The sequence below is a fragment of the Mobilicoccus pelagius NBRC 104925 genome (genome assembly GCF_000247995.1).
Taxonomy (GTDB): Bacteria; Actinomycetota; Actinomycetes; order Actinomycetales; family Dermatophilaceae; genus Mobilicoccus; species Mobilicoccus pelagius.
Genome location: NZ_BAFE01000091.1, coordinates 25,576 through 51,303 on the forward strand (window position 1 = coordinate 25,576; position 25,728 = coordinate 51,303).

Genomic DNA, 25,728 nt, shown 5'->3' on the forward strand with positions numbered 1-25,728 from the left:
CGAACGGGAGTCTCCGGGAGATCCCGGCCGAGGACCATCGCCCGAGGCGACGGCGCCCCACCCGGCGCACCCGCACACGGGCGGCTCGCCTGGTGGGCGGCCCTGACGAGGCTCCACCGACCCGACGCCTCACACGGACATCGCGGACGCCGATGGCGAGGAAGTGGGCCGACGCGGACGCGACCAGCACGCGCGGCCCGTAGCGCGACCCGCGGAGCCACGACGATCGGGATGCGGTGGCGTCGGCACGAAGGGGTGTCGGCGTGGTCCCATAGGCTGCCGCAGCACGAGCCGACAGGAGAGCCATGCCCATGACACCACCCCCGGCGCCGGGAGTCCTCCCGCCGCCCGGTTACGTCCCCGCCGCCGGGCCGTCGAACGCGACGGGACGCCCCGTGCTGCGCCGGTGGCTGGCCGTCGGCGTCCTCGTCCTCCTCGCGCTGCTCGGCGCCGCGCTCCTCGCGTGGGCGATCGGCCTGACGGTCGGCGTTCAGGCCGCGCTCCGCGCCTCGCTCGTCGCGCTCGTCCCGCTCCTCGTCGTCCTGCCGGCGTTCCTCTGGCTCGACCGTCAGGAGGCGGAGCCGCCGTCCTCGCTCGTCCTCGCGTTCGCGTGGGGGTCGTGCATCGCCACGGCCGCCTCGATGCTCCTCAACCAGCTCTTCGCCGAGCTCGTGTGGTCGCTCGGGTTGGAACCGGACGTCGTCGCCGCGGTCGTCGGGGCACCGCTCGTCGAGGAGACGACGAAGGGGCTCGGCATCCTCGTCGTCCTCGCCCTGCGTCGCAAGGAGTTCGACGGGGTCCTCGACGGCATCGTCTACGGCGGCATCGTCGCCGCGGGCTTCGCGTTCGGCGAGAACATCCTCTACCTCGGACGGGCTCTCACCGAGGGCGGACCGGAGGCGCTCGTCGTCACGTTCGTGCTGCGCGGAGTGCTCTCCCCGTTCGCCCACCCGCTCTTCACGATCTGGACCGGCGTCGGCATCGGCGTCGCCGTCGTCGGACGCACCGCGCTGCGGTTCCTCGCCCCCGTGCTCGGGTGGCTGTTCGCGATGTGCCTCCACGCCCTGTGGAACGCGAGCGCGTCGGCGGGCCTCGTCGGCTGGGTGGGCTCCTACCTCTTCATCGAGGTGCCGGTGTTCCTCTCCGCCATCGCGTTCGCCCTCTGGATGCGGTACCGCGAGAACCGCCTCGTCGCACGCCACCTCGCCGACTACGCCGCCGCCGGGCTCTTCGGCCGCGACGAACTCGTCATGCTCGCCGACCCGGCGCGCCGCCGCGCCGCCCGACGCTGGGCCGGTGAGGCCGCGGGCCGTCGGGGGAGCCGGGCCATGCGCGACTTCCAGGACGACGCGGTCGAACTCGCCATCCTCCGTGCCCGTCACGTCCGGGGCCGTGGCGGGCCCCGCATCGTCGAGGAGGAGCGGGTGCTCGTCGACTCGCTGCTCCGCGCCCGCCAGGAGTTCACCGGCACGTCGCTCCCGTCTCGTAGCATCGGGTGACCCTCCCCGACCGAGAGCGCGACCGCTCGAAAGGGTGCTGCATGCCCTCCTCCCTCCCCGACGATCCGCTGCACCGTTCACACCTGGCGCCGCCGCCGAGGACCCTCGTCGACATCCTGCGCGAGGTCGTCGCCCTCCACCCCGACGAGTCGGCGATCGACACTGACCCCGCCGTCCTCACCTACCGCGAGACGTGGGAGGCCGCCGGGGAGATCGCCCTCGGTCTGCGCCGGGCGGGAGTGCGCACGGGCGACCGCGTCGGCATCCGCATGACCACGGGGCGCCCCGACCTCCACGTCGGCATCCTCGGCATCCTCCGCGCCGGGGCGGCCTACGTGCCCGTCGACGCCGACGACCCCGAGGAGCGCGCGACCCTCGTCTTCTCCGAGGCCGGGGTCGCCGCCGTCCTCACCGACGCGGGCGTCGAACCGCGCAGCGGGGGCGGGGAACCCGACCCGGACGTCGAGTTCGACCCGGACTCGTGGGCCCCGACGCTCACCGACGACGCGTGGATCATCTTCACCTCCGGCTCGACCGGCACCCCCAAGGGCGTCGCCGTCACGCATCGCAGCGCCGCCGCGTTCGTCGACGCCGAGGCCCGCCTCTTCCTCCAGGACGCCCCGCTCGGCCCCGGCGACCGCGTCCTCGCCGGGCTCTCCGTCGCGTTCGACGCGTCGTGCGAGGAGATGTGGCTCGCCTGGCGTCACGGCGCGGCCCTCGTGCCCGCGCCCCGTTCCCTCGTCAAGTCGGGCGTCGACCTCGCCCCGTGGCTCGAACGCCGCGGCATCACCGTCGTCTCCACCGTGCCGACACTCGCCTCCCTGTGGCCGCAGGAGGCGCTCGCAGGCGTCCGGCTCCTCATCTTCGGTGGCGAGGGGCTGCCCACCGAGCTCTCCGCGCGACTCGTCTCGCCCGAGCGGGAGGTGTGGAACACCTACGGACCCACCGAGGCCACCGTCGTCGCCTGCGCCGCCCGCATGACGGGGAAGGCGCCCATCCGCATCGGGGTGCCGCTCGACGGCTGGGACCTCGCCGTCGTCGACGCCGAGGGGCGCGAGGTCGCCGAGGGGGAGACGGGCGAGCTCGTCATCGGCGGCGTCGGCCTCGCGCGCTACCTCGACCCGGCCAAGGACGCCGCGACGTACGCCCCGATGCTCGGCTGGGAACGCGCCTACCGCAGCGGCGACCTCGTCGTCCGCGAGACGGAGGGCCTCGTCTTCGCCGGCCGTGCCGACGACCAGGTCAAGGTCGGCGGCCGCCGCATCGAGCTCGGCGAGATCGACGCCGCGCTCCAGGCGCTCCCCGGCGTCGCGATGGCCGCCGTCGCCGTACGGGAGACCGCGCCCGGCATCAAGGTCCTCGTCGGCTACCTCCTGCCCGAGGACCCCGCCTACGGCGACGCCGACCTCACCGACGCCCGCGCTCGACTCGGGGAGCGACTCCCCGCCGCGATGGTGCCGCGCCTCGCCGTCGTCGACGACATGCCGACGCGCACCTCCGGCAAGGTCGACCGCGACGCCCTGCCCTGGCCGCTCGCGGGGGAGGGCGCCACCGGCTCCGGCAGCGAGGGGCTCGACGGCACCGCCGCCTGGCTCGCCGAGCAGTGGCAGGCCGTCCTCGGCGTCGACCCCGGCGAGGAGGACGACTTCTTCGGTCTCGGCGGCAGCAGCCTCGCCGCGGCCCGCCTCGTCTCGCTCCTCCGCAGCAGGTATCCGCGCGTCACCGTCGCCGACCTCTACGACCACCCGCGTCTCGCCGCGCAGGCGGCGATGCTCGACACCCACCACGACGTCCCGACGGCGGTCCACGCCCCCGCCGAACCCCGGCCGGTGCCGCGCCCCGTTCCTCTCCGCTCCCAGGCCGTGCAGATCGTCGTCGACGTCGCGCTCGCGACCGTGCGCGCCGCTCGATGGCTCGTCCTCCTCCTCGCCGGCGCGCGGATCCTCCACGACCTCGGCTGGACGGCGATGCCGCACGTCTCCTGGCCGTTCCTCCTCGTCGGGCTCCTCGTCGGCTGGACGCCGATCGGCCAGCTCGGTCTCTCCGTCCTCGTGAGTCGGCTCGTCCTGCGCGGCCTCCGCCCCGGTTCGTATCCCCGCGGCGGGTACGTCCACCTGCGCGTGTGGGGGTGCGAGAAGTTCGCCGAGAGCATAGGCGCCACCTCGATGATGAGCGCCCCGTGGATGCTCAACTACGCCCGCTGGCTCGGCGCGGCCGTGGGGCGCGGCGTCGACATGCACGCCGTCCCGCCCGTCACGGGCATGCTCACCCTCGGCGGAGGCGCCGCCATCGAACCCGAGGTCGACCTCGCCGGTCACTGGGTCGACGGCGACGTCTTCCACGTCGGGCACATCCGGGTCGCGTCCCACGCCTCCGTGGGCGCGCGCAGCATCCTGCTGCCGGGGTCCTCGATCGGCAAGGGCGCCGTCGTCTCCGCCGGATCCGCCGTCCACGGCACCGTGCCACCGGGGCAGGTGTGGGCAGGGTCGCCGGCGTCGCCGTCCTCCGCCCGCAAGGTCGCGGGGGAGTGGCCCGAGCACCGCCCCGTCCGGGCCCGCCGGTGGGTCGGCATCTACGCGGTGTCGGGCATCGTGCTCTCGTTCCTGCCGCTCCTCGGGTTCCTCCCGTCGCTGTGGCTCCTCCTTCGACCCGCCCGGCACGCGCGCGTCCTCGCCGACGCGCTGCCGACGATGCTCGCGCGCACCCCGCTCGTGACGATCGTCGGGATGCTCGGGTTCGCGCTCGTCGTCCTCGTCGTCGTGCGGCTCTGTGCGATCGGCATCCGCGAGGGGCACCACCCCGTGCGCAGCCGGGTCGGGTGGCAGATCTGGGTCACCGAACGCACCCTCGACATGGCGCGCACGATCCTCTTCCCGATCTATGCGAGCCGACTCACCCCGTGGTGGCTCCGCGCCCTCGGCGCCCGCGTCGGCAAGGGCGTCGAGGCCTCCACCGTGCTCCTCCTGCCGTGCATGACGAAGATCGGCGACGGGGCCTTCCTCGCCGACGACACCCTCGTCGCCTCCTACGACCTCCGCGGCGGGTGGATGCGCGTCGGCCGTGCCCGTGTCGGCAAACGCGCCTTCCTCGGCAACTCCGGCATGACGGCCGCAGGCCGCAGGGTCCCGAAGGACGGCCTGGTCGCAGTGCTCTCCGCCGCGCCGCACAAGTCGAAGTCCGGCACCTCCTGGCTCGGAAGTCCGCCGGTCAAACTCCGCCGGGTGGCCGCCGTCGACGCGGACGACGTCCACACCTTCGCCCCCACCCGCCGCCTGCGCTGGGCGCGGAGCCTCGTCGAGGTGTGCCGCGTCGTCCCCGTGATGGTCCACGTCGCGCTCACCGTGCTCGTCGCGTACGCCCTCCTCGCGCTCGCCGCACACGGCCTCCCCACCGCGTTCCTCCTCGGTGGGCTCGTCGTCCTCGTCACCGGCGCCGTCGCCGCGCTCGTCACCGCTCTCGCCAAGCGGATCCTCGTCGGACGCATCGCCGCGGGAGAGCACCCGCTGTGGAGCGCGTTCGTGTGGTTCAACGAGCTCGCCGACACCTTCGTCGAGATGCTCGCCGGGCCGTGGTTCGCCTGGGCCGCGACGGGCTCGCCCGCGATGGCGGTGTGGCTCCGGAGCCTCGGCGCCCACATCGGCCGTGGCGTGTGGTGCGAGAGCTACTGGCTCCCCGAGGCCGACCTCGTCCACCTCGGCGACGGTGCGACCGTCGGGCGCGGCTGCGTCGTGCAGACGCACCTCTTCCACGACCGCGTCATGAGCCTCGACACCGTGACCCTCGCGCCGGGGGCCACGCTCGGACCCAACGGCGTCGTCCTCCCGGCTGCGCGAATCGGCACGGGAGCGTCGGTCGGCCCGGCTTCCCTCGTCCTGAGAGGGGAGGACGTCCCGGACGGCAGCCGTTGGGTCGGAAACCCGATCGCGCCGTGGGACAGTGACGTCCATGCCTGACCTGTCTCTGCCCGGCCCGATCGATCGTCTCGTCCGCGCCGTCGGTGGATCCGAACCGGACTACGTCTCGGACCAGGGGAGTCACGTCTACGACGTCGACCACTACGACCTCGCCCTCGACTACACGGTGAGGACCAACCGCCTCGTCGGTGCGGCACGGGCCGACGTCGTCCTCCGTGAGGCGGCGTCCGAGATCGAATTCGACCTCGACGGGCTCACCGTCACCGAGGTCCGCATCGACGGCGGTCGGGTGCGTCGGTGGCGGGCACGTGGCGCCAAGCTCGTCGTGCCGCTGGGGGGGAAGACCGAGGTCGGCCACCGGATGCAGGTCACCGTCTTCTACTCCGGTCACCCGGGCCCGCGCACGGGGCCATGGGGCGAGGTCGGCTTCGAGGAGCTCACCGACGGTGCTCTCGTCGCGGCCCAGCCGGACGGCGCGCCGACGTGGTTCCCGTGCAACGACCGCCCCTCCTCCCGTGCCACCTACCGCATCGCGGTGACGACGGAGGCGATCTACACCGTCGTCGCCAACGGCGAGCTCGTCTCGCGCACGCGCGCCTCGAGTCGCGCGACGAGCGTCTACGACAACCCGACGCCGACGGCGCCGTACCTCGCGACGATCCAGGTCGGCCGCTACGGCGCGATCGAACCCGACGGCCTCGAGACGGACGACGTGCCGCAGACGGTCCACGTGCCCGACCGGCTGCGTCGCCGCGCGGCCCACGACTTCGGTCGCCAACCGCAGATGATGCGGCTGTTCTCCGGACTCTTCGGGCCCTACCCGTTCTCCCGCTACGACGTCGTCGTCACCGACGACGCGCTCGAGATCCCTCTCGAGGCGCAGAGTCTGTCGATCTTCGGCAGCAACCACGCCGACGGGCGTCGCCACAGCGAGCGACTCGTCGCGCACGAGCTCGCCCATCAGTGGTTCGGCAACGCGGTGGGCCTCGCGCGGTGGCGGGACATCTGGCTCAACGAGGGGTTCGCCTGCTATGCCGAGTGGCTGTGGTGGGACCACCTCGGCTCGCGGCGCGTCGGGGCGACCGCGGAGCACTACTACGCGGGCCTCCTCGAGGAGCCACGCGACATCGTCGTCTCCGACCCGGGCACGGACCTCATGTTCGACGACCGCGTCTACAAGCGCGGCGCCCTCGCCCTCCACGCCGTGCGGTGCGCGGCGGGTGACGACGTGTTCTTCGACCTCGTGCGGGGATGGGTCGCCGCCCACCTGGAGTCCGTCGTCACGACCGACGACTTCCGCGCCCACCTCGCCGCGACGGCCCCGAGGCTCGCGGACGTCCTGTCGCCGTGGATCGACGAGACGGCCCTCCCTCCCCTGCCCTCGCGGCCGAGGGGCGGTCACGCCCGCGGGAGGTCCTGAAGATCGGCCTCACGGATCACCGGGGGCGTCGGTTCTCCCAGCACGGCCACCGCGGCCACGACCTCGGCGTCGCGGACATCGAGGTCCGTGAGGGAGACGTGCGGACGGGGGATGTCGGGGTGTCGCCAGTCCAGGAGGTCCGGCGGGGACCACGGGGTACTGACTCGGACGAGGGTCGGCTCGACGAGCAGCCCGTACCCGGTCGCCTTGAGGATCGCCTCCTTCCGCGTCCACCACACGGCGGCCTCTCGGTCCCGGACACCGTGCGGGCGCCCCGCCCACTCGAGGCGTTCCTCGGCGGTCAGCGCGGTGTCGAGAAATCCCTCTGTGGCCACTCCCTCGGTGTATTCGACGTCGACGCCGACGGGCCCGCCCGTACGGACGGCGACGATGACGTGGTCACCGCGCGAGGAGATGTTGAGGTGAGGGACAGGCCGCGACGGCCCGGCCCCGTCGTCGAGGACGAGCAGGGGCGTGCCGTGCGGGCCCCCGCACACGACGCATCGTCGCCGGAACCGTTGCCGCTCCGTGGGGATTCCGGTGCGCGCCGCGAGGGCGAGTCGCGCCAGGGCGTGTGCCGACGCGAACCGGTCCCGATCCTCCGCCTGTCGCAGCCGAGCGCACCGACGCCGCTCGTCCTCGTCGAGCATTCGAAGGAGTGGGGTGTGGTCGACGCTGCGGGCGACGTAGACGTCGACGACGTCCCGGACCGGAGGAGGTGGCTCGTCGATCACCGCGTCAGCCTAGTCCGCGCCCGAGGACGCCGCAGGTCCGACGTGCGCGGCGGGGGCGAGGACGGTAAGTTGGACGGTGGTCCAGGATGCTCGTGGGGAAGAGGAAGAACATGCGGCGTGCACGCCTTCTCGTGGGGGCATTCGCCGCCGTCTCGCTCGTCGGGGGATGCGCCTTGCCCAGCACCCCGGACGAGGCGGCCCCCTCGACGTACGTCGAACCCGTGACGGTGACCGCCGAGGCCGAGCAGATGTATGGGGACGAGGCCCGCAAGGCCTACGACGAGGTCTCCCGGCTCATGCTCGCGCAATCGGTACGACGGGAGGACGTCGACCCTCGTCGCACCACGTGGTCGGATGCCGATCTGTTCGAGGGACTGGTGGGCCACTTCGCGCCGGAGGTGCAGGCCGACTGGCGTCGCACCGTCGGACGGGCCAACGCCGGCGACACGGAGTCCCGGCATGTCGTCGACCTGTTCCGACTGCACCGGGTCGATGCGCCCGAGCTGGCGATGCCCGACCGTCGCCCTGTCGTCGGTGGCCAGGTCCTCTCCGGCGCCGAGGTGGATGTCGCCGACGTGCCTGCGGGCGCCGACGTCACCCCGCTGGAGATCTCTTTCGATCATTCCGCGCGCCTCGACTACGTCCACGGCCGGTCCGCCGCCCCGGGGCGGCTGGAACGGACGATGACGGTGACGGTGATCCCGGTGGGCGCGGCCGAGACCTCCGCCGTCGCGACGGGGACGACGCCGCCTGACCCCGGCACCTCGTGGCTCATCACGGAATACGAGGGGACCAGCGACCTGAGTTTCGACGACGACGAGGAGACCGTCGCGGCGTCGTGACCGCTCACGGGAGCGCGCCGGCCTCCCGAAGGACCCGGGTCGCTCCGGTCAGGTGACTCAGCCGGCGCGCAAGGTCCTCTGGTGTCGCCAGGTCGTGGGCGAGGTCGTGGAGGTAGGTGCGTACGGCCTCGTCGAACTCCTCGGGATTCCCGTCTGCGACGCGGGCCTGCAGCAGGGCGCGTGCACCGCCCCGATAGACGGTGGCGACGTAGGTGCGGCCGGGCCGAGCCTGCTTCGCGAAGAACGCACGGCCCTCGCCGACGTGCCCGTCGAGCCCGAGCCATTCCTGAGGGTCACGGGAGAGGCTGGTCGGTGCGACGAGTTCCTGTGCGTAGGTCGCGAATGCCTCGTCGAGCCAGGGATGAGCGGCCTGGTCGTTCCCGACGAGCCCGTAGAACCATTGGTGGGCCAGCTCATGGGTGACGAGCCATGCGTCGGCGTGGGGATCGATGTCGCCGAACTGTGCGGCCCCGGGGTATTCGACGCCGCTGTTGTCGCCGGGAAGGACGCTGAGCCACAGGTCGGGGTAGGGCGTCGGCCCGAAACGGGTGACGAGCCCACGGAGGGACGTGGTCACCTGGTCGCGCCACGCGGCGATGTCGACGTTGCGGTGGCGGGGGGTGGCGAGGGTGACCCGGGTGCCGTCGACGTCGAACCGGGTGAGGGTGAGGTCACCGACGGTGACCGCGACATCGCGGACGGCAGGTGCCTCGAACCGGTGGGTGGTCGTCCCCGGACGACCACCCGGCCTCGTGCCCCGGAAGCGGCCGGCGGCGGCGACGAGGGCTTCCTGGGGTGCCGTGACGTCGAGGCGACGCAGCCGGAACACCTCGCTCGTCGTCGACTCGCCGAGGAACGGGTGGGCAGGCGAGGTGGCCCATCCGTTGCCGTCCACCCAGGCGAGGAGTGGGAACGCGGTCCCGAACCAGGCCGCTCGTGCCTCCGTGGAGCGGCCTGTCCGGGCATCCACGTCCCCGCCGAGGGCGAGGTCGAACCACAGCTGCGCCGTGACGCGTTCACCGGGGCGGGTGCAGCGTGGCAGCGGTGCCCGCACGAGGGTGCCGGGGGAACCGGCGGGGGCACCGGCGGCCTCGGTCCGGAGGGGGAGGGGAACACCTTCGACCGTGATGGACACGACCCGGAGTGCGGTGCCGGCACGAGCGGTTGCGGGACTGTTCGGCCAGGTGCGGAAGACGAGTTCGCACACCGTCCGATCTGGGGAGAAGGAGACGTTCTCGACTCCCTCGGCGGCATCGAGGGAGTCCGACACGGTGAAGGCGAGGTCGACGACGGGGCGGTCCGCCGCGGGGGGCGGCCACGCTCCCACCTCAGACGGGGGAGTCGACGTCGGAGGGTCGGTGGGGAGGAATGGGGTGCATCCGGTGAGCAGGACCATGAGGCCGGCGACCGCCGCCCGGCGGAGGGAGCGTCGCCTGCGGCCGTCGTCGGGTCTCATCCTGTCGTCGGCGCGCACACCCGCTGGACGAGGTCGACGGCGAGGTCGGTTGCGAGTGGCCGCGGTACGGGGAGCCCGGCGTCGGTGTACCAGTCGCGCTCCGCCTCGGGGTGGGGGCCGACGACACCGACCCGTCCACGACCGCGGTCGCACACGAGAGCTGCCACGGCGCCGTTGTCGTATCGGGCGACGACCTCGGCGTCGGCGCCGTCGGCGAGTCGTACGTACGCCCCGTCCTGGAAGTACATCGTGCGGGTGGACCCTCCCCAGTCGAGGGAGACGAGTGCATCGTCGGTGTGGTCGATCGTCGCACCGAGGCTGACGACGTATTGGTCGACCTTGCCGGGCAGGAGGTCGAATCCCGGGTCGTCGCCGGCGAGGTAGGCACCGAGACAGAACCCGAGGTAGGCGCCGCCGCCCTCGACGTGGTCGCGCACGACGGACGCCGAGCGTCGGAGGTGCCTCCATGCATCGTCGAGTTCGCCACCGCCGGGTTGGGCGTAGAGGCGGACCCCGGAGAGGCTCTCCGCGGTGAGGGGGAGGCACTCGTCCGGTCCGATGTATGCGGTGCGTAGTCCTGCCGAACGGAGTGCCCGGGCGACGGCCTCAGGGCAACCCGGCAGGGTGGCCGGGCCCCTGTAGACGACGGCGTCGGGGAGCGCCCCGCCCGCCCCGGCCGTGAGGGTGGGCCGCGGGCCGGTGGCGAGCCGGAGCAGCCGGTCGAGGAGGCCCGTCACGGCTGCTCGGAGGCGGAGAGGGCGGTGGCGCCGGACCCACGGGCCGCCCTCGCGGGGACGGACCCACGCGGGGCCGGGGCGATCACGTGGGTGATGCGGGCGACGACCCACTCGAGCGGCCCCTTAGCGAAGAAGGAGCTCCAGACGAGCGCGAAGGTGAACAGGACGACGACGTGCGTGAGGAAGGCGAGGCCGTCCGGCAGGCCGTCGAGCGGTTCGATGAGGAGCACGTGCGCGGAGTAGAGGGTGAGGGTCATGCTGCCGGGCGCGGCGAGGACCCGCAGGAGGGGCCCGACGGCGACCGCGAGCGCAAGGCACAGGCCGAGGGTGAGGAGCGCGATCCCGATCGTGTAGAGCAGGTCGAGGGGGGTGCCGCTGTGTGGGGCGTTGATCGCCAGCCACCAGGGGGAATCGGCAGGAAGCACCCCGTCGCCGCCCCAGAGGAGGCGCTCGGTGAACGTCTCGAAGTCGGTGTGCCCGGAGACGTCCTCCGCGACGCGCTCGCGGACGCCGGACGAGACGAGGAGACGTGTCACGGCGACGACGGCCGCGGTGAGGGCCGACCCGCCGAGAACGAGGCGGGCGACGACCCGACGGCTGCCGAGTGCCGTGCGGCCGACGCCGAGCCCCACCGCGATGTAGGCCAGCCAGGTGAGGACGGGGAACGTCCCGGCGACGAGGACCGTCCAGGCGAAGCGACCGGGCTCCCCGAGCAGCGTCGTGAACGTGAGGTTGGACAGATCCGCCGCGGGCCGTGACAGGCGGAGCAGGTGACTGAGGACGGGGGCGACCACGGCCCAGCCGAGGCCGAGCCCGATGAGCATCTTCGGGCGTAGTGGCAGGAGCACCGTGGCGGCGAGGAACATGCCGCCGAGGTAGGGGAGGATGACGTAGGCGGCGTCGTCGGAGACGGCGTAGCCGAGGGTGAGCCCGATCGCGGCGATGAGGAGACCGCGTACGAGAGGGGTCACCGCGGCGCGGGCCCAGGCCCCGCCACGGGGTGGGCGGGTGCGTCCGGTCATGAACGCGATACCGACGCCACCGAGCAGCGCGAACAGCGCGGCGGACTTGCCGGAGAAGAGCTGCCAGGCGAGTGTGACGTCGCCGTCGTCGGTCGCAGCGGACATCGTGTGGACGGCGATCATGCCGACGAGGGCGACGCCGCGGGCGACGTCGACCCCGACGAATCTCCCTGCTGGGACGCGGCCCGTGGCGAGGGGCCGGGCGGGCGGTTCGGTCGTCTCCTCGCAATCGTGGGCGAGGTGTTCGAGCGGCGGGCCCGCCACGGTGTCGGGGGTGTTCACGAACGGACTCCTCGGGGGGCACGGGCCGTCTCCTGGGCGGGGATGCCCGACCAGCGGGTGGCTTCGGGCAGGGACTCGCCCTTCATGACGAGAGACAGAGGGGAGAGGCGGGCGTCGTCGCCGACGTGCGTGGAGTAGAGGACGACGGAACGCATGCCGACCTCGGCGCGGTCGCCGACCTCGACGACGTTCATCTTCATGACGCGGTCCTCGAACAGGTGGGTCTGGAGGGAGACCTCGGTGCCCACGTAGACGTCGTCACCGAGGTGGACGAGATCGAACTCGGTCATGTACGTCGTGTTGAGGAGGGCACGTCGGCCGACCCGCACGCCGAACAGTCGCAGGACGGGGCCGAGCATCGGGGTGCCGGTGAGCATCTGGAGCAGTACGGGGACGGCGGCGCCCTCGTAGAGGCCGGTGACGAACTCGGTGCGGCGGACGAACCGGCTCCACAGCGGCTCGACGCGGGGGCGGTAACGCCCTGCGACGACCCATTTGGTCGCGGCGACGACGAGGACGGTGCCGACGGCGCAGGCAAGTGCGGTGAGGGGTGTGGTGAGAAGCATGAGCCACAACGGCGTGCCGGCCGCGGCGACCAGCGACGTGAGCCACAGGGTGGCGAACGTCGACAGTGCGAGAAGCGTCGACGGGGCGACGATACGGGCGAACTCGATGAGGTAACGCTCGACGACCCGACGGCGGCCCGGGTGGAACGTCTCTGCGTCGCCGTACCCCTCGTACACCTCGCGGCGGGGGAGATAGATGGCGGGGCTGCCGAGCCAGGAGGTGCCCTCGGGCACGCCACCCGCGGGGGGGACGGACCCGACGCCGAGCAGGGAGCCGTCGCCCAGATCGGTGCCCGAGGGGACGAGGGAGGCGTTGCCGACGAAGGCGCGTCGACCGACCTCGGTGGGGCGGAACGCGACGTGGTGGTGGCAGTAGGTGGCGCCGCCGATGTTCGCCATGTCGGCGACGAAGGACTCCTCGCCGATCGTGAGGAGGTCCGGATCGATATTGGCGATCGTCGACACCTCTGCGCCGCGGCCGATCCTCGCGCCGAGGCGGCGAAGCCACGGCGGGGTGTAGAGGGTCGCGTACAGCGTGTTCGTGAGGAGCAGGCTCGATTCGAGGAGCTTGTCGGCGAACCACTTGTCGACGCCGAGGCCGGAGCGCAGGTGACGGACACCGAGGGGTGTCCGAGGCAGACCGAACCGGCGGAGCCAGAGGATGAGTCCGCAGGCGGTGGCGACGAACACGGGCCCGGTGAGGAAGGTGACGGCGAGGGCGACGCCGTCGTTCGCGACGAGGAGGACCCACCAGACCACGACGACGACGGGCAGGAGGGCCGCGAGGGGGAGGAACTCGAGGGCGACGAGGCCGGCGACGAAGCGGCGACGCAGCGCCGGACTCCATGTGCGGGGGGCCCTGTCGCACGAGGCCATGAGGGTGAGGGCGGGGTCGGACTGGCTCTCCTGGCGGGTGGCGGGGGATCCCGTCCACACCTCGTCGGGACCGGTGAGCTGCCCCGGGCGCAGGGTCGATTGCGGCCCGAGGTAGGAGCGCGGGCCGAGCTCGCACGGGCCGGGCAGGACGGCCTGGGCGGCAACGGTGGCGTCGCTCTCGACGACGACGCGCCCGATGACGAGGCGCCCGTCGCGGACGGCGTAGGCCGCGAGGTGGGAGGCGTACCCGACGGAGGCGCCCGCCCCGACGCGGACCATCGTCGGCAACGGCACACGCGTCGTGCCGATGTGTGCCTCCTCGTGGACGTCGGCCCCGGCGAGACGCAGGTATCCGGGCGCGAAGGCCGAGCCTGCGAGGTTGGTGAGAGGGGAGAGCCCCATGGCCTTCTCGACGAGCCACACGCGGAGGTGGGTGAGCCCGTAGAGGGGGTGGGCTCCCTCCCGGAGGCCGTGGCCGACGATCCGTGCCGTGGCGAGGGGCAGCACCCACCGCACCGTGAGGTAGTTGAGCGGGAAGGTGAGCACGAGGTGCTGGAGCATGAGGGCGCTCGGCACGCCGTCGTGCCACCAGTAGATGACGGCCACGGGCAGGAACGTGAACGCGGTGAGAAGGATGACGAGCGCGGCCTGGGCTGCGCCGAAGAGGGCCGTCCTCGCGGTCGAGGGGGTGCGGGGTGGGTCGGTGGGGAGGAGGTCTTCGCCGAGGAGGTCCTCGTCCTGCGGGATGTCGTCGTCGAGACCGCGAAGCGCGACGTGCTCGGCGAGTCCACGGACGGTGGGGTTGGCGTAGAGGTCCATCACCGAGAGGGAGGCGCCGCGCGAGTCCCTGCGCAGTGCCGATGTGACGCCGGCGGCGACGAGGGAGTGGCCGGAGAGGTCGGCGAAGAAGTCGGCGGTGACGGAGAGCGCCTCGGGGGCGAGGCCGAACGCGTGCGCCCACACCGTACGGACCCACTCCTCCTCCGGGGTCGCGGGCGGGATGATCTCACCGTCGCCCCCGATGATGCGGGTGCTCGTCGGGTCGGGCAGGGCCTTGCGGTCCACCTTGCCGCTGGGGAGCATCGGCAGCGCCTCGGACCGCTCCATGAACGCGGGAACCATGTACGGCGGCAGTGCGTCGCGCATCGCGGCGTGGATGCGGGGGAAGACCTCGCCGGCCTCCGCGCCCTCGGCGAGAACGAGGTAGGCGGCCAGTTCGTCCCCCGACGCTCCGGAGCGCAGGTGCTTGACGGCGGCGGTCGGCACCTGCGGGTCGCGCATCATGACGCTCTCGATCTCGCCGAGGTCCACGCGGTGGCCGCGGATCTTCACCTCCGCGTCGGCACGTCCGAGGTACACGATCTCGCCGTGCTCGTCGATGCGGGCGAGATCGCCGGTGCGGTAGATGCGTCCTCGTGAGGGGTCGGTCGGGTGTGGGATGAACCGGTCGGCGGTGAGGTCGGGTCGGTTGAGATACCCGGCGGCGACGCCGATGCCGCCGATGGCCAGTTCACCGTCCTGCCCGTCGGGGACGGGCTGTCGGTTCTCGTCGAGGATGACGGCCGTATAGGTGGGGACGGGCACCCCGATCGTCACGGGCTTGCCCGGATGGAGTTCGCCGACCGTGCACGTGACGGTCGTCTCGGTAGGTCCATAGGTGTTGAGCATGCGTCGACCGGTGGACCACCGGGCGACGAGTTCGGCGGGACACGCCTCGCCTCCGACCATGAGTGCCCGGATGGAGGGGATCTGCCGTTCCACGGTGGAGAGCACGGTGGGCACACACAGGAGCAGGGTGATGCGTCGATCTTCGAGGAAACGGGTGAGTCCTTCGCCGACCCGGCGGCCGTCGGTGGGGCCGGCGACGATGGTCGCCCCGGTGGCCCACGTGGGCCAGACCTCCTCGATGGCGAAGTCGAACGAGATCGTCATGCCCTGGTAGACGCGATCGCTGGGGAGGACCTCGTACAACTCGGTGATGACGTGGATGAAGTTGCAGATGCTCGGTTGCCGCACGTCGACGCCCTTGGGGCGGCCGCTCGACCCTGAGGTGTAGATGATGTAAGCGGTGATGTCGGCGTCGTCACCGTCGAAGGGGAGGGCCGGCCGGTCGACGGGCGCGTGGGCGAGTTCGTCGGCGACGAGGTCGAGGTAGACGCTCGGCGCGGGGAGGGCCCCGACGCGCTCGCGCAGCATGGACGAGGTGAGGAGGACGACCAACTCTGCGTCCTCGACGAAGTACTCGAGTCGGTCCTGGGGGCTCTGCGGATCGATGGGGACGAACACGGCCCCGGCCTTCTGGGCGGCGAGGAGCGCGACGTACAGCTCGGGTGACCGTTCGAGGAACAGGCCGACCCGTACACCCGGGGTGACGTACCCCTCGGCGATCAGGTGGTTCGCGAGCTGGTTCGCCCGCCGTTCCAGTTCGGCGTAGGTGAAGCTGCCGCCCTCCCACTCCAGGGCGATCGATTCCGGCACGACCTCGGCGGTGGCCTCGAAGTAGTGGTGCATCCGTCGTTGCAGCGGGGGGCGGCAAGGCCGTTCGGGACCGGCCGCGGGGTGGTCGACCCGCCTGTCGTCGGTCGTGCGCGCGCTAGCGCTGAAGGTCATGGCGAGGTCACCCGGTCTCTTCCGTGCTCCGACACCGTGAGGGCTTCGGAATCCTCGGCCCCCCTCGGACCGACCCCCCCGGTGTGTCTGGACGACTGTCCTGAACGAACGACACGGTAGCGCCCGCGGTGATGATCGGCCACCCGGTCAAGGCATCTCGTGAAGGGGGAGCGCTCAGGGCCGAGACCGGAGGTGCCGATCGGAAGGAGGCCGCCCCCCGGGCGGACCGGTCCGAGCCGGCGAGAGCCGGTGGGGCCGGCTCTCGACCCCATCCAGGAGATTCCCGTGGCCCTGTCCTTTTCCCGCCGTGCCGCCGTCGCTCTCGCCGCGGGCGCCGTCGCGGCCACCGTCGCCTCGGCTCCTCCCGCAGAAGCGGGGCGCCTGCAGCGTCACCGTGCCGCCGCATCTGCGCCGACAGCGCCCGACCGTCTCGGTGCCTCCTACACGGACCGGGCGGGCACACGGTCCACGTATCACCTCTTCATCGCGTCCGTGCGCGGCGGGCGTCCGCGGGGCCTCGTCGTCTACCTCGACGGCGACGGCATGTACGGGCACGACCATCCGCACTCGACGTGGGCACTCGGCGGGTCCCGCGGTGTCGTCGCACAAGCGGCGACCCGGGGATACGCCACCTTGTCGGTCCGGACGCCGGCCCGTGACGCGACGTTCTGGCGCAACGGCCAGGTGAACGCCGCCTACGTCGCCGCTCTGACGGAGAGCACGGCGCGCTCGCTCGGTGTGACGGACATCTGGTTCGTCGGCTACTCCGGCGGGTCGCAGCTCCTCACGAAGCACCTGCTGCCCACCCACGGAGGGCGGCTCGCCACGGGTGGCGTCGTCGTCACCGGCGGGGGCGGGGCGCCGGCGCGAGGTGCGGCGATGCCCGTCCCGTCGCGGGTCCCGCTGCTCTGGTACACCGGGTCGCTCGACGACGGCAGGGGGACCGACGACGGGTACGACGCGCTCGACGACGCGAAGCGCGGCGCGGCGTGGTACCGCGCCCGGGGGGCCAAGGTGTCCCGCGTGGAACCCACGGGTCTCGACCACTCCGATCTCGGCGGCCGCTTCGGCATGGTCCTCGCGCGACAGCTCGACCGGTACCGCTGAGCCGGTGTCGTCCTCGTCGCGGTTCCGGGCGGGTGTGGGCGGCGACGATGTGTCGTGTCGGGGTGGATGGCGCCTCGGGGGAGGGGGTGGCGGTGCAGGGCCCCCGGACGCCGCGGTTCAGGACTCGGTGTCGGTGAACGCCGACACCTCGTGGAGGCGGACGGCGAAGGGTGCGTCGCCCGCGACGGCGAGAGCGGCCGTGTAGCGGCCCCGGACGGGGAGGTCGGCCATCGTCACCGTGGGGCGGGGGACGGCCTCGTCGGTCCAGTCGAGGAGCGCCGGCGGGTGGTCGGGCGCGGTGACCCGCAGTCGGCGGGCGTCGACGCGCAGGCCGTGACCGGTCGCCTTGAGTACGGCCTCTTTGCGGCACCACCACACGGCCCGGGCGACCTCGCGTTCGGCGACGTCGAACTCGAGGAGCTCCCGAGCCTCCGCGGGGGTGAGTGCGACGCTCGCGAAGCCGGCGAAGCTCGTCCCGTCCCACCGCTCGACGTCGATGCCGACGGGGCGGTCGGCGCAGAGCGCGAGCACGATGCGGTCTCCCGTGTAGGAGAGGTTGACGTGCGGTGTGCCCGGGTCGGCCATGAGGGCGTCGGTGGGGGAGAGTCCCGGCGGCACGAGGCGGGGCTTTCCGTGCGGGCCTCCGCAGAGGACGCACCGACGGTGGAACCGCTGCTCCGCCTCGGGGACGCCCGCGTGTCGGGCGAGGGCGTACCGCAGCAGAGTGTGGGCGCTCACGTAGCCCGCCCGGTCGCGCGCACGGTGGAGCGTCGCGAGCGTGCCACGTTCCACGTCGTCGAGGAGATGGTCGGCCCACGGCGCGAAGTCGGTCGACGTCGAGTAGACGTGGACCTCGTCGCAGGCTGGCTCGTTCACGGGGCACACCTTATGTCCGCGTGGTGACGTGCCTCACGTGATCCATGGATGCGGCGTCGGTGACCGTCGGGGGGCGTCCCCGACAGGGTGCGGTGTCGCGTCGCCATCCGGCCGCGTCGGCGTCACCGTTACACTTCGACACGCTGCCCCCATAGCTCAGCCGGATAGAGCAAGAGCCTTCTAATCTCTAGGTCGCAGGTTCGAATCCTGCTGGGGGCGCTCATCATTCGACGCCGCCGATGCGGTGTCCGGGACGGCGCGGGCCGTCCTTCCTCGCCGTCAGTCGCGGAGGAACTCGGCGCGGCGTACGGCTCGGTCGAAGGGCGCGGGGGGCCGCTTCGCCGGTACCGTGGTGGGCCACGAGAAAGGGCACACGGTGACCGACGACTTCACGCACGACACGACCCCGGCGCGGGACGACCGCCTCCAGGGCGACTCCGGGACGGCGTGGACGGACGCGCCGGAGTCCGCCCACCTCGACGGGACGCACCCGGAGGGGTACGGCGACGCGGCGCTCGCCGCGACCCACCACGACCTCGTCCACGACGGCGTCGTCGATCGTGACGTCGTCGACGGCCAGATCGTCGACGGCCAGATCGTCGACGGCCAGATCGTCGAGGGCGAGATCGTCGAGGGCGAGCCCGTCGACGAGGTCTCCGTGCTCTTCTCCGCGGTGACCGGCCTGCGCGACGAGGTCGCCGCATCGAGGCTTCCCCTCGAGACGTCCGACGCCGCCGACGCCCGCCGTGGTCGCACCGAGATGCTCGACCAGTTCGACGACTACATCCTCCCGCGGCTCGCCGACATCGATGCCCCGCTGCTCGCCGTCGTCGGCGGCTCGACGGGAGCGGGCAAGTCGACGCTCGTCAACACGCTCGCCCGCCGCGTCGTCACGCGCAGCGGCGTGCTGCGGCCGACGACGCGGGCGTGCGTCCTCGTCCACCACCCCGACGACGCCGCGTGGTTCACCACGCCGCGGGTCCTGCCCAACCTCACTCGACTCAGCGGGGCCGGCGACAACGACGACCCGTCCGCGCTGCGTCTCGCCGCCGCCGACGGGTTGCCCTCCGGCATCGCGCTCCTCGACGCGCCAGACATCGATTCCGTCGTCGCCGGCAACCGCGACCTCGCGCGCCAGCTCCTCGGCGCCGCCGACCTGTGGGTGTTCGTCACGACCGCCGCCCGCTACGCCGACGCGGTGCCGTGGGAGATGCTCCGCCGCGCCGCCGAGCGGGGCACGTCCGTCGCGATCGTCCTCGACCGCGTGCCCGACGGCGCGAGCGAGGAGATCGCCGAGCACCTCGGCGGCATGCTCGTCGACGAGGGCCTCACCAACTCACCGGTGTTCGCCCTCGAGGAGACCTCCCTCGACGAGAACGGGATGCTCCCCGAGAGCGACGTCGCAGATCTGCGCACGTGGCTCTCCCTCCTCGGCGAGGACCAGCGTGCGCGCGGCCTCGTCGTCCGCCGCACCCTCGACGGCGCGCTCGACTCCCTCGAAGGGCGCGTCCGCCAGCTCGCCGAGGCGAGTTCGACGCAGGTCCAGACGGTCGAGCAGATGCGCGCCGTCGCCGACGTCGCCTACGCCGAGGCCCTCGAGGGCATCGCCCAGGGCATGAGCGACGGCACCCTCCTGCGGGGTGAGGTCCTCGCGCGATGGCAGGAGTTCGTCGGCACCGGCGAGTTCCTCCGCCAGGTCGAGGTGGGGTTCGGACGCCTGCGCGACCGGGTCACCGCGATGCTCAAGGGTCGCCCGGCGCCCGCGACGGAACTCGGGGAGGCGCTGCAGTCCGGCGTCGCCGACCTCATCCTCGCCCACACCGAGGACGCGAACGCGACCGTCCTCAAGCGGTGGCGCACGATCCCCGGCACCGAGCAGGTCCTGGCCGCCCACCCCAACCTCGCGTCCCCGCCGCCCGGGTTCGACGCGGAGGTCCACCGCCTCGTCCGCGACTGGCAGCAGGACCTCCTCGAACTCGTCCGCAGCGAGGGCCAGGACCGTCGTACGACCGCTCGCGTGCTCTCGATGGGCGTCAACGCGGTCGGCGTCGTCCTCATGCTCGTCGTGTTCAGCCACACGATGGGCACCCTCGGCGGCGCCGAGGTCGGCATCGCGGGTGGCTCGGCCGTCGTCGCGCAGCGCCTCCTCGAGGCGATCTTCGGCGACCAGGCCGTGCGCACCCTTGCCGCCAAGGCCCGTGCCCGACTCCTCGAACGCGTCGGGGACCTCCACGCCGAGCAGAAGGCCCGGCTCACCGGCGCCGTCGACGAGATCGACGTCGACCCGGCGCAGCCCGGACGTCTCCTCGACGCCGCCGCGACCGTGGCGGTGGCCCGATGAGCGACAAGGGCCTCGCGCGGGTGCGGTCCTCGCTGAGCCGTCGGGGTCGTCGCCCCGCCGCGCCCAGCCCGGAGCAGCTCAAGGACGCCGTCGGTGGACTCATCGGCGCCGTCGACGCCGGTGGCGACCAGCTCCCCCCGACCAAGGTCGAGTCTGCCCGCCACACGCTCCGCAAGGCCTCGGAACGTCTCGAACTCGTCGGCGGACACACGATCGTCGCCCTCGCCGGTGCCACCGGCAGCGGCAAGTCGAGCACGTTCAACCGCCTCGTCGGCTCGGCGGCCTCGACCGTCGGCATGCTCCGCCCCACGTCGACGACGATCACGTCCGCCGTGTGGGGCGACGACCCGGCCACGCAACTCCTCGATTGGGTCGGCTCCGCCAACCGCCATCGCGTGAGCCCCGAACGCGCCGAGCGCAGCGGGGTGGGGGAGGACCTCGACGGGCTCGTCCTCCTCGACCTGCCCGACGTCGACTCCCACCGCGTCGCCCACCGCGCCGAGGCCGACCGCGTCCTCGAGCTCGCCGACGTGTTCGTCTGGGTCACCGACCCGCAGAAGTACGCCGACGGGATCCTCCACGAGGACTACCTGCAGCGGCAGCGCAATCATGAGGCCGTCACGCTCGTCGTCCTCAACCAGGCCGACCGGCTCGACGCGCAGGAGGCGGAGGCCTGCCGCCGGCACCTCCACCAGCTCCTCGTCGAGGACGGCCTGCCCAACGTCGAGGTCCTCCTCGTCTCCGCCCGCACCGGCCAGGGGCTCGACGAGCTCCGCGGCGCCCTCGCGACCGCCGTCCACGCGGCCACCGCGGCCCGCGTCCGTCTCCTCGGCGACCTCTACGCCGAGGCCGAGTCGCTCCGGGCCGACGTGGCCGACTCCGAGCCGCAGATCTCCGCCGAACCCGACGACGCCCTCGTCGCGGGCCTCGCGCGCTCCGCCGGGGTGCCGGTCGTCCTCGACAGCGTCGAACGCGACTACCGCGCCCGCGCGTCACGGCACACCGGGTGGCCGCTCACGCGGCGCCTGCGGGCCCTGCGGCCCGACCCGATGCGGCGGTTCCACCTCGACCAGACGATCCTCGCCAAGGGCGAGAAGAAGCGCGGCAAGGCGCAGAGCACGGAAGACGCGGAGATCGGCGCCGTCCTCGCCCGCTCCTCCCTGCCCGAACCCACCCCCGCGGCGCGTGCGGCGGTCGCGACCCTCATCCGTCGTACTGGCGCAAAGGCCGCGCAGGGGCTGCCGCCGCTGTGGGCCGACGCCGTCGAGACCGCCGCCGGGCCGGACGAGAACGACCTCGGCGACGCGCTCGACCAGGCCATCGTCGGGACGCCGCTGCGGGACCGCACGCCGTCGTGGTGGTACCTCCTCGGCGCGTTGCAGTGGCTCTTCATCCTCTGCGCGCTCGGCGGTCTGCTGTGGCTCATGCTCCTGTGGGCGATGGCCGCGGCCCAGCTGCCGCTGCCGCAGACGCCCGCGTACTCCGGCATCCCCGTCCCCACCGGCATGCTCCTCGGGGGTCTGCTCGGCGGGTTCCTCCTCTCGGTCCTCAGCATCCCGCTCGTCCACGCGGGCGCCCGGCGTCGTCGTCGCGTCATCGAGAAGCGCCTCGACACGGCGATCGCGGGAGTCGCGAAGAACCGCCTCCTCGCGCCGCAGACGGAGATCCTCGCCCGTCACCGCCAGACCCGGGAGAGCCTCGACCGGGTGCTCGCCACCCGCCGCTGACCGGCGCTCCGTCCGGGCCTCCCGGACGGGGTTCCACACCCTCCTCGACGCGACGGGGGCCGTCCACACCGGTGGGACGGCCCCCGTCGCGCGTCCCGGTCCTCGGCCACGGTGGAGGGGCCGGCGCTCGCCGGTCACCCCCCACACAGGAGACCGAGATGAACGAGACCCACGTGACTATCCGCGGCAACACGACCGAGGACCCTCGCACCCGCACGACCTCCAAGGGCGAACCGATGATCACGGTGCGTCTCGCCTCGACGCCGTGGCGCTGGGACTCCGAACGTCGCGGGTACGTCGACGGGGCGACGAACTTCGTCACCGTCGTCGCCTACCGGCAGCTCGCCACCCACATCGCGGCGTCCGTCCGTCGCGGCGACCCGGTCGTCGTCCACGGCGAACTGCAGATCTCCCAGTGGGATCACCCCGACGGTCGCAAGGGGACGAACGTCGAGGTCAAGGCCGTGTCGATGGGCCACGACCTGGCGCGGGGCGTCTCCTCGTTCCGCCGCGCCGGGGCCGAGAACACCCGCCCCGTCGCATCCCCCGCCGCGCCCTCGGCGCCGACGACGGCGCCGGCACCGGCACATGCGGGTGGTGGGGGTGTCGACGCTGTGACGAGCCGCGACGGGAACGGCGCCGCGCCGTGGGGGACGACCGGTGGTGGTTCTCGATCGCACGGAGACACCGAGCACGGAGACGCCGACGTGCCCGGTCTCGACACGTCCGGCGCCGGTGCCGGAACGGCCCTCGATCCCGCTCGCGCAGATACGGATCCCTACGTCGTCCGCACCGCCTGAACGTCCGCCCCGCCCGGCCACGCCCACCGCGATTCGGAGCGTGGCCGCGGGACGGATAGCCTCGTGACATGGCCGAGTTCATCTACACCATGACCAAGGCGCGTAAGGCGGTCGGCGACAAGCTGATCCTCGATGACGTGTCGATGTCGTTCTATCCGGGCGCCAAGATCGGCGTCGTCGGCCCCAACGGCGCCGGCAAGTCGACGATCCTCAAGATCATGGCGGGGCTCGACCAGCCGAGCAACGGCGAGGCGCGCCTTTCCCCGGGTTACAGCGTCGGCATCCTTCTGCAGGAGCCGCCGCTCAACGAGGACAAGACCGTCCTCGGCAACGTCGAGGAGGGCGTCGGCGAGATCAAGGCGAAGGTCGACCGCTACAACGAGATCTCCGCCGAGATGGCCGAGCCCGACGCCGACTTCGACGCCCTCATGGAGGAGATGGGCAAGCTCCAGGAGGAGATCGACCACGCCGACGCGTGGGACCTCGACTCCCAGCTCGAGCAGGCCATGGACGCCCTCCAGTGCCCGCCGGCGGACGCGGACGTCTCCGTCCTCTCCGGTGGTGAGCGCCGCCGCGTCGCCCTGTGCAAGCTGCTCCTCTCCAAGCCCGACCTGCTCCTCCTCGACGAGCCCACCAACCACCTCGACGCGGAGAGCGTCAACTGGCTCGAGCAGTTCCTCGCGAACTACCCCGGCACCGTCCTCGCCGTCACCCACGACCGGTACTTTCTCGACAACGTCGCCCAGTGGATCGCCGAGGTCGACCGCGGGCGTCTCTACCCGTACGAGGGCAACTACTCGACGTACCTCGAGAAGAAGGCCGAGCGTCTGCAGGTCCAGGGCAAGAAGGACGCCAAGCTGCAGAAGCGCCTCAAGGACGAGCTCGAGTGGGTCCGCAGCAACGCCAAGGGCCGCCAGGCGAAGAGCAAGGCGCGTCTTGCCCGCTACGAGGAGATGGCCGCGGAGGCCGAGCGCACCCGCAAGCTCGACTTCGAGGAGATCCAGATCCCGCCGGGCCCGCGCCTCGGCAGCACGGTCATCGAGGTGGAGAACCTCAAGAAGGGCTTCGGCGACCGCGTCCTCATCGAGGGCCTGAGCTTCTCCCTGCCGCGCAACGGCATCGTCGGCGTCATCGGCCCCAACGGCGTCGGCAAGACGACCCTCTTCAAGACGATCGTCGGGCTCGAGGAGCCGGACGAGGGCACCGTCAAGGTCGGCGACACCGTCAAGATCAGCTACGTCGACCAGACGCGTGAAGGGCTCGACGCGAACAAGACCCTGTGGGAGGTCGTCTCCGACGGGCTCGACCACATCCAGGTCGGCCAGGTCGAGATCCCGAGCCGCGCCTACGTGAGCCAGTTCGGGTTCAAGGGCCCGGACCAGCAGAAGAAGGCCGGTGTCCTCTCCGGTGGTGAGCGCAACCGCCTCAACCTCGCGCTCACGCTCAAGCAGGGCGGCAACCTGCTGCTCCTCGACGAGCCGACGAACGACCTCGACGTCGAGACCCTCGGCAGCCTCGAGAACGCGCTGCTCGACTTCCCGGGTTGCGCCGTGGTCATCAGCCACGACCGGTGGTTCCTCGACCGCGTCGCGACGCACATCCTCGCCTACGAGGGCACCGAGGAGAACCCGGCGGCCTGGTACTGGTACGAGGGCAACTTCGACGGCTACGAGAAGAACAAGGTCGAGCGCCTCGGCGAGGAGGCGGCGCGTCCGCACCGCGTCACCCACCGCAAGCTCACGCGCGACTGACGTCGCGCCAATCCGAGGGTTGGCTGCCGACCGCCACGGCGGTCGGACCACGCCGGACAGGCCGAAGTCCGATGTCACGACGACGACGACGCCCGCCCCCGCTCCCGCCACGGGAGGGGGCGGGCGTCGCGCGTCTGGGGCTACCGCCGTCGGGGCGGTGGGAGACCGTCGTCGAGGCGATGCGGGAGATCACGGGCGCGTCGGAGCAGATCGATCGGCGTCTCGCGGCGGGGGAGATCGTTCTCGCCGACGGCGCCGTCGTCACGGCGACGACGTCGTACGTGGAGGGGCGTCGGCGGGGCGGGTCGGTGTGGACGTATCGCGACCTGCCGTCCGAGACTCCGGTGCCGGGGGAGCTCGTCGAACTCCACCGGGACGAGGACGTGCTCGTCGTCGACAAGCCGCCGTTCCTCGCGACGACGCCACGGGGCAGTCACGTCCGCGAGACCGTGCTCGGCCGGGTGCAGGCGGCGGGGGACCCCGACGCGTCGCCGGCGCATCGTCTCGACCGGCTGACGAGCGGCGTGTTGCTCCTCACCCTCCGGCCCGAGGCGCGCGCCGCCTACCAGGAGCTCTTCGCGTCCCGCCGGGTCGTCAAGACGTACGAGGCCCGCGTGTGGACGGCAGGTCGACCCGCCGAGACCCTGCCCGGCGTCGTCCGGTCGCGGATCGTCAAGGAACGCGGCGAGATGTGCGCGCGGGAGGTGGCGGGGGAGCCGAACGCCGAGACGTGTCTCGAGGTGCTCGACGTCGCCGGCGGAACGGCCCGGCTGTGGTTGCGGCCGCGCACGGGGCGGACGCACCAGCTGCGCGTCCATCTCGCCTCGCTCGGCACGCCGATCGTCGGTGACCCGCTCTACGGCGTCGAGGCCGACCGCGAGCGCCCGGAGTCGTTCGACGCGCCGCTCGCGCTCGTCGCGAGGGAACTCACCTTCGTGGACCCGATCAGTGGCCGCGCACGCACCTTCACGTCACGGTGCGACCTCCCCGGCGAGCCGTGCGGGCCCGTGACCGGAAACGGTGGCGGTACCGATGAACTCGGTGGAGCCGGTACGCCCGCCGGACCCTCCGAACCTGACCACCGCTGACCACGGCGGTGGTGCCGGGGTCGCCGACGGTGAACGACGTCGGCGTCCCGCCCCCCACGGTGGGGGCAGGACGCCGACGG

At 72.5% G+C, this 25,728-nt stretch carries 16 protein-coding genes and 1 tRNA gene; 11 read left to right on the top strand and 6 right to left on the bottom strand.

The annotated features are described in order from the left end of the window. Positions 1 to 311: 311 nt before the first annotated feature. Genes MOPEL_RS13865 through MOPEL_RS13875 form a run of 3 tightly spaced genes read left to right on the top strand, consistent with a single transcriptional unit; the run spans position 312 to position 6,833 of the window. Positions 312 to 1,499, top strand: a complete 1,188-nt coding sequence (locus tag MOPEL_RS13865; protein ID WP_009483506.1) for a PrsW family intramembrane metalloprotease — start codon at positions 312 to 314, stop codon at positions 1,497 to 1,499. Positions 1,500 to 1,540: 41 nt separating this feature from the next. Continuing rightward, positions 1,541 to 5,452 (top strand): Pls/PosA family non-ribosomal peptide synthetase, encoded by a 3,912-nt coding sequence (locus tag MOPEL_RS13870; protein WP_009483507.1) that lies wholly within the window; start codon positions 1,541 to 1,543, stop codon positions 5,450 to 5,452. Next, positions 5,445 to 6,833: a M1 family metallopeptidase gene (locus MOPEL_RS13875; protein ID WP_009483508.1), complete on the top strand. Its 1,389-nt coding sequence runs from the start codon at positions 5,445 to 5,447 to the stop codon at positions 6,831 to 6,833. The genes MOPEL_RS13870 and MOPEL_RS13875 overlap by 8 nt, the downstream gene beginning before the upstream one ends. On the opposite strand, the gene MOPEL_RS13880 is transcribed toward MOPEL_RS13875, so the two are convergent. Beyond that, a complete protein-coding gene (locus MOPEL_RS13880; RefSeq protein ID WP_009483509.1) occupies positions 6,812 to 7,567 on the bottom strand; it encodes a 4'-phosphopantetheinyl transferase family protein in 756 nt (251 codons plus the stop codon). The two genes, MOPEL_RS13875 and MOPEL_RS13880, sit on opposite strands and share 22 nt — an antisense overlap. A gap of 173 nt (positions 7,568 to 7,740) precedes the next feature. Between MOPEL_RS13880 and MOPEL_RS13885 the strand changes: the two genes are divergently transcribed. After that, a complete protein-coding gene (locus MOPEL_RS13885) occupies positions 7,741 to 8,409 on the top strand; it encodes a hypothetical protein (protein WP_141631363.1) in 669 nt (222 codons plus the stop codon). A gap of 4 nt (positions 8,410 to 8,413) precedes the next feature. On the opposite strand, the gene MOPEL_RS13890 is transcribed toward MOPEL_RS13885, so the two are convergent. The 4 genes from MOPEL_RS13890 to MOPEL_RS13905 all read right to left on the bottom strand — a co-directional run bounded on the left by MOPEL_RS13890 (position 8,414) and on the right by MOPEL_RS13905 (position 15,958). After that, positions 8,414 to 9,679, bottom strand: coding sequence for a M1 family aminopeptidase (locus tag MOPEL_RS13890; protein ID WP_169316325.1), 1,266 nt, complete (start codon positions 9,677 to 9,679; stop codon positions 8,414 to 8,416). A gap of 182 nt (positions 9,680 to 9,861) precedes the next feature. Next, positions 9,862 to 10,602 carry a BPL-N domain-containing protein gene (locus MOPEL_RS13895; protein ID WP_009483512.1) on the bottom strand — a complete coding sequence of 247 codons (741 nt, stop codon included), beginning with the start codon at positions 10,600 to 10,602 and terminating at the stop codon, positions 9,862 to 9,864. Next, entirely contained in the window at positions 10,599 to 11,906 is a 1,308-nt protein-coding gene (locus tag MOPEL_RS13900) for a heparan-alpha-glucosaminide N-acetyltransferase domain-containing protein (RefSeq protein WP_009483513.1), read from the bottom strand. The genes MOPEL_RS13895 and MOPEL_RS13900 overlap by 4 nt, the downstream gene beginning before the upstream one ends. Continuing rightward, entirely contained in the window at positions 11,903 to 15,958 is a 4,056-nt protein-coding gene (locus MOPEL_RS13905; RefSeq protein WP_217994546.1) for a Pls/PosA family non-ribosomal peptide synthetase, read from the bottom strand. The genes MOPEL_RS13900 and MOPEL_RS13905 overlap by 4 nt, the downstream gene beginning before the upstream one ends. 285 nt (positions 15,959 to 16,243) lie before the next feature. Here MOPEL_RS13905 and MOPEL_RS13910 point away from each other — a divergent pair, with 285 nt between their 5' ends. Beyond that, complete coding sequence (locus tag MOPEL_RS13910) at positions 16,244 to 17,065, top strand: hypothetical protein (protein ID WP_009483515.1); 822 nt, start codon at positions 16,244 to 16,246, stop codon at positions 17,063 to 17,065. Positions 17,066 to 17,182: 117 nt separating this feature from the next. Here the strand turns inward: MOPEL_RS13910 and MOPEL_RS13915 are convergent, their stop codons facing one another. Beyond that, entirely contained in the window at positions 17,183 to 17,941 is a 759-nt protein-coding gene (locus MOPEL_RS13915) for a 4'-phosphopantetheinyl transferase family protein (protein WP_051992331.1), read from the bottom strand. Between the two features lie 145 nt (positions 17,942 to 18,086). On the opposite strand from MOPEL_RS13915, the gene MOPEL_RS13920 reads away from it, so the two are divergent. The 6 genes from MOPEL_RS13920 to MOPEL_RS13945 all read left to right on the top strand — a co-directional run bounded on the left by MOPEL_RS13920 (position 18,087) and on the right by MOPEL_RS13945 (position 25,648). Further along, positions 18,087 to 18,160 (top strand) — tRNA-Arg (locus MOPEL_RS13920). A 157-nt stretch (positions 18,161 to 18,317) separates the two neighbouring features. Then, positions 18,318 to 20,282 carry a GTPase family protein gene (locus tag MOPEL_RS13925; RefSeq protein WP_009483517.1) on the top strand — a complete coding sequence of 655 codons (1,965 nt, stop codon included), beginning with the start codon at positions 18,318 to 18,320 and terminating at the stop codon, positions 20,280 to 20,282. Next, positions 20,279 to 22,009: a GTPase gene (locus MOPEL_RS13930; protein WP_009483518.1), complete on the top strand. Its 1,731-nt coding sequence runs from the start codon at positions 20,279 to 20,281 to the stop codon at positions 22,007 to 22,009. Before MOPEL_RS13925 ends, MOPEL_RS13930 begins: the two co-directional genes overlap by 4 nt. Positions 22,010 to 22,167: 158 nt before the next feature. Then, entirely contained in the window at positions 22,168 to 22,809 is a 642-nt protein-coding gene (locus tag MOPEL_RS16185; protein ID WP_009483519.1) for a single-stranded DNA-binding protein, read from the top strand. A 68-nt stretch (positions 22,810 to 22,877) separates the two neighbouring features. Continuing rightward, positions 22,878 to 24,560 (top strand): energy-dependent translational throttle protein EttA, encoded by a 1,683-nt coding sequence (ettA, locus tag MOPEL_RS13940; protein WP_009483520.1) that lies wholly within the window; start codon positions 22,878 to 22,880, stop codon positions 24,558 to 24,560. A gap of 179 nt (positions 24,561 to 24,739) precedes the next feature. Next, positions 24,740 to 25,648 carry a pseudouridine synthase gene (locus MOPEL_RS13945; protein ID WP_009483521.1) on the top strand — a complete coding sequence of 303 codons (909 nt, stop codon included), beginning with the start codon at positions 24,740 to 24,742 and terminating at the stop codon, positions 25,646 to 25,648. Positions 25,649 to 25,728 lie beyond the last annotated feature (80 nt).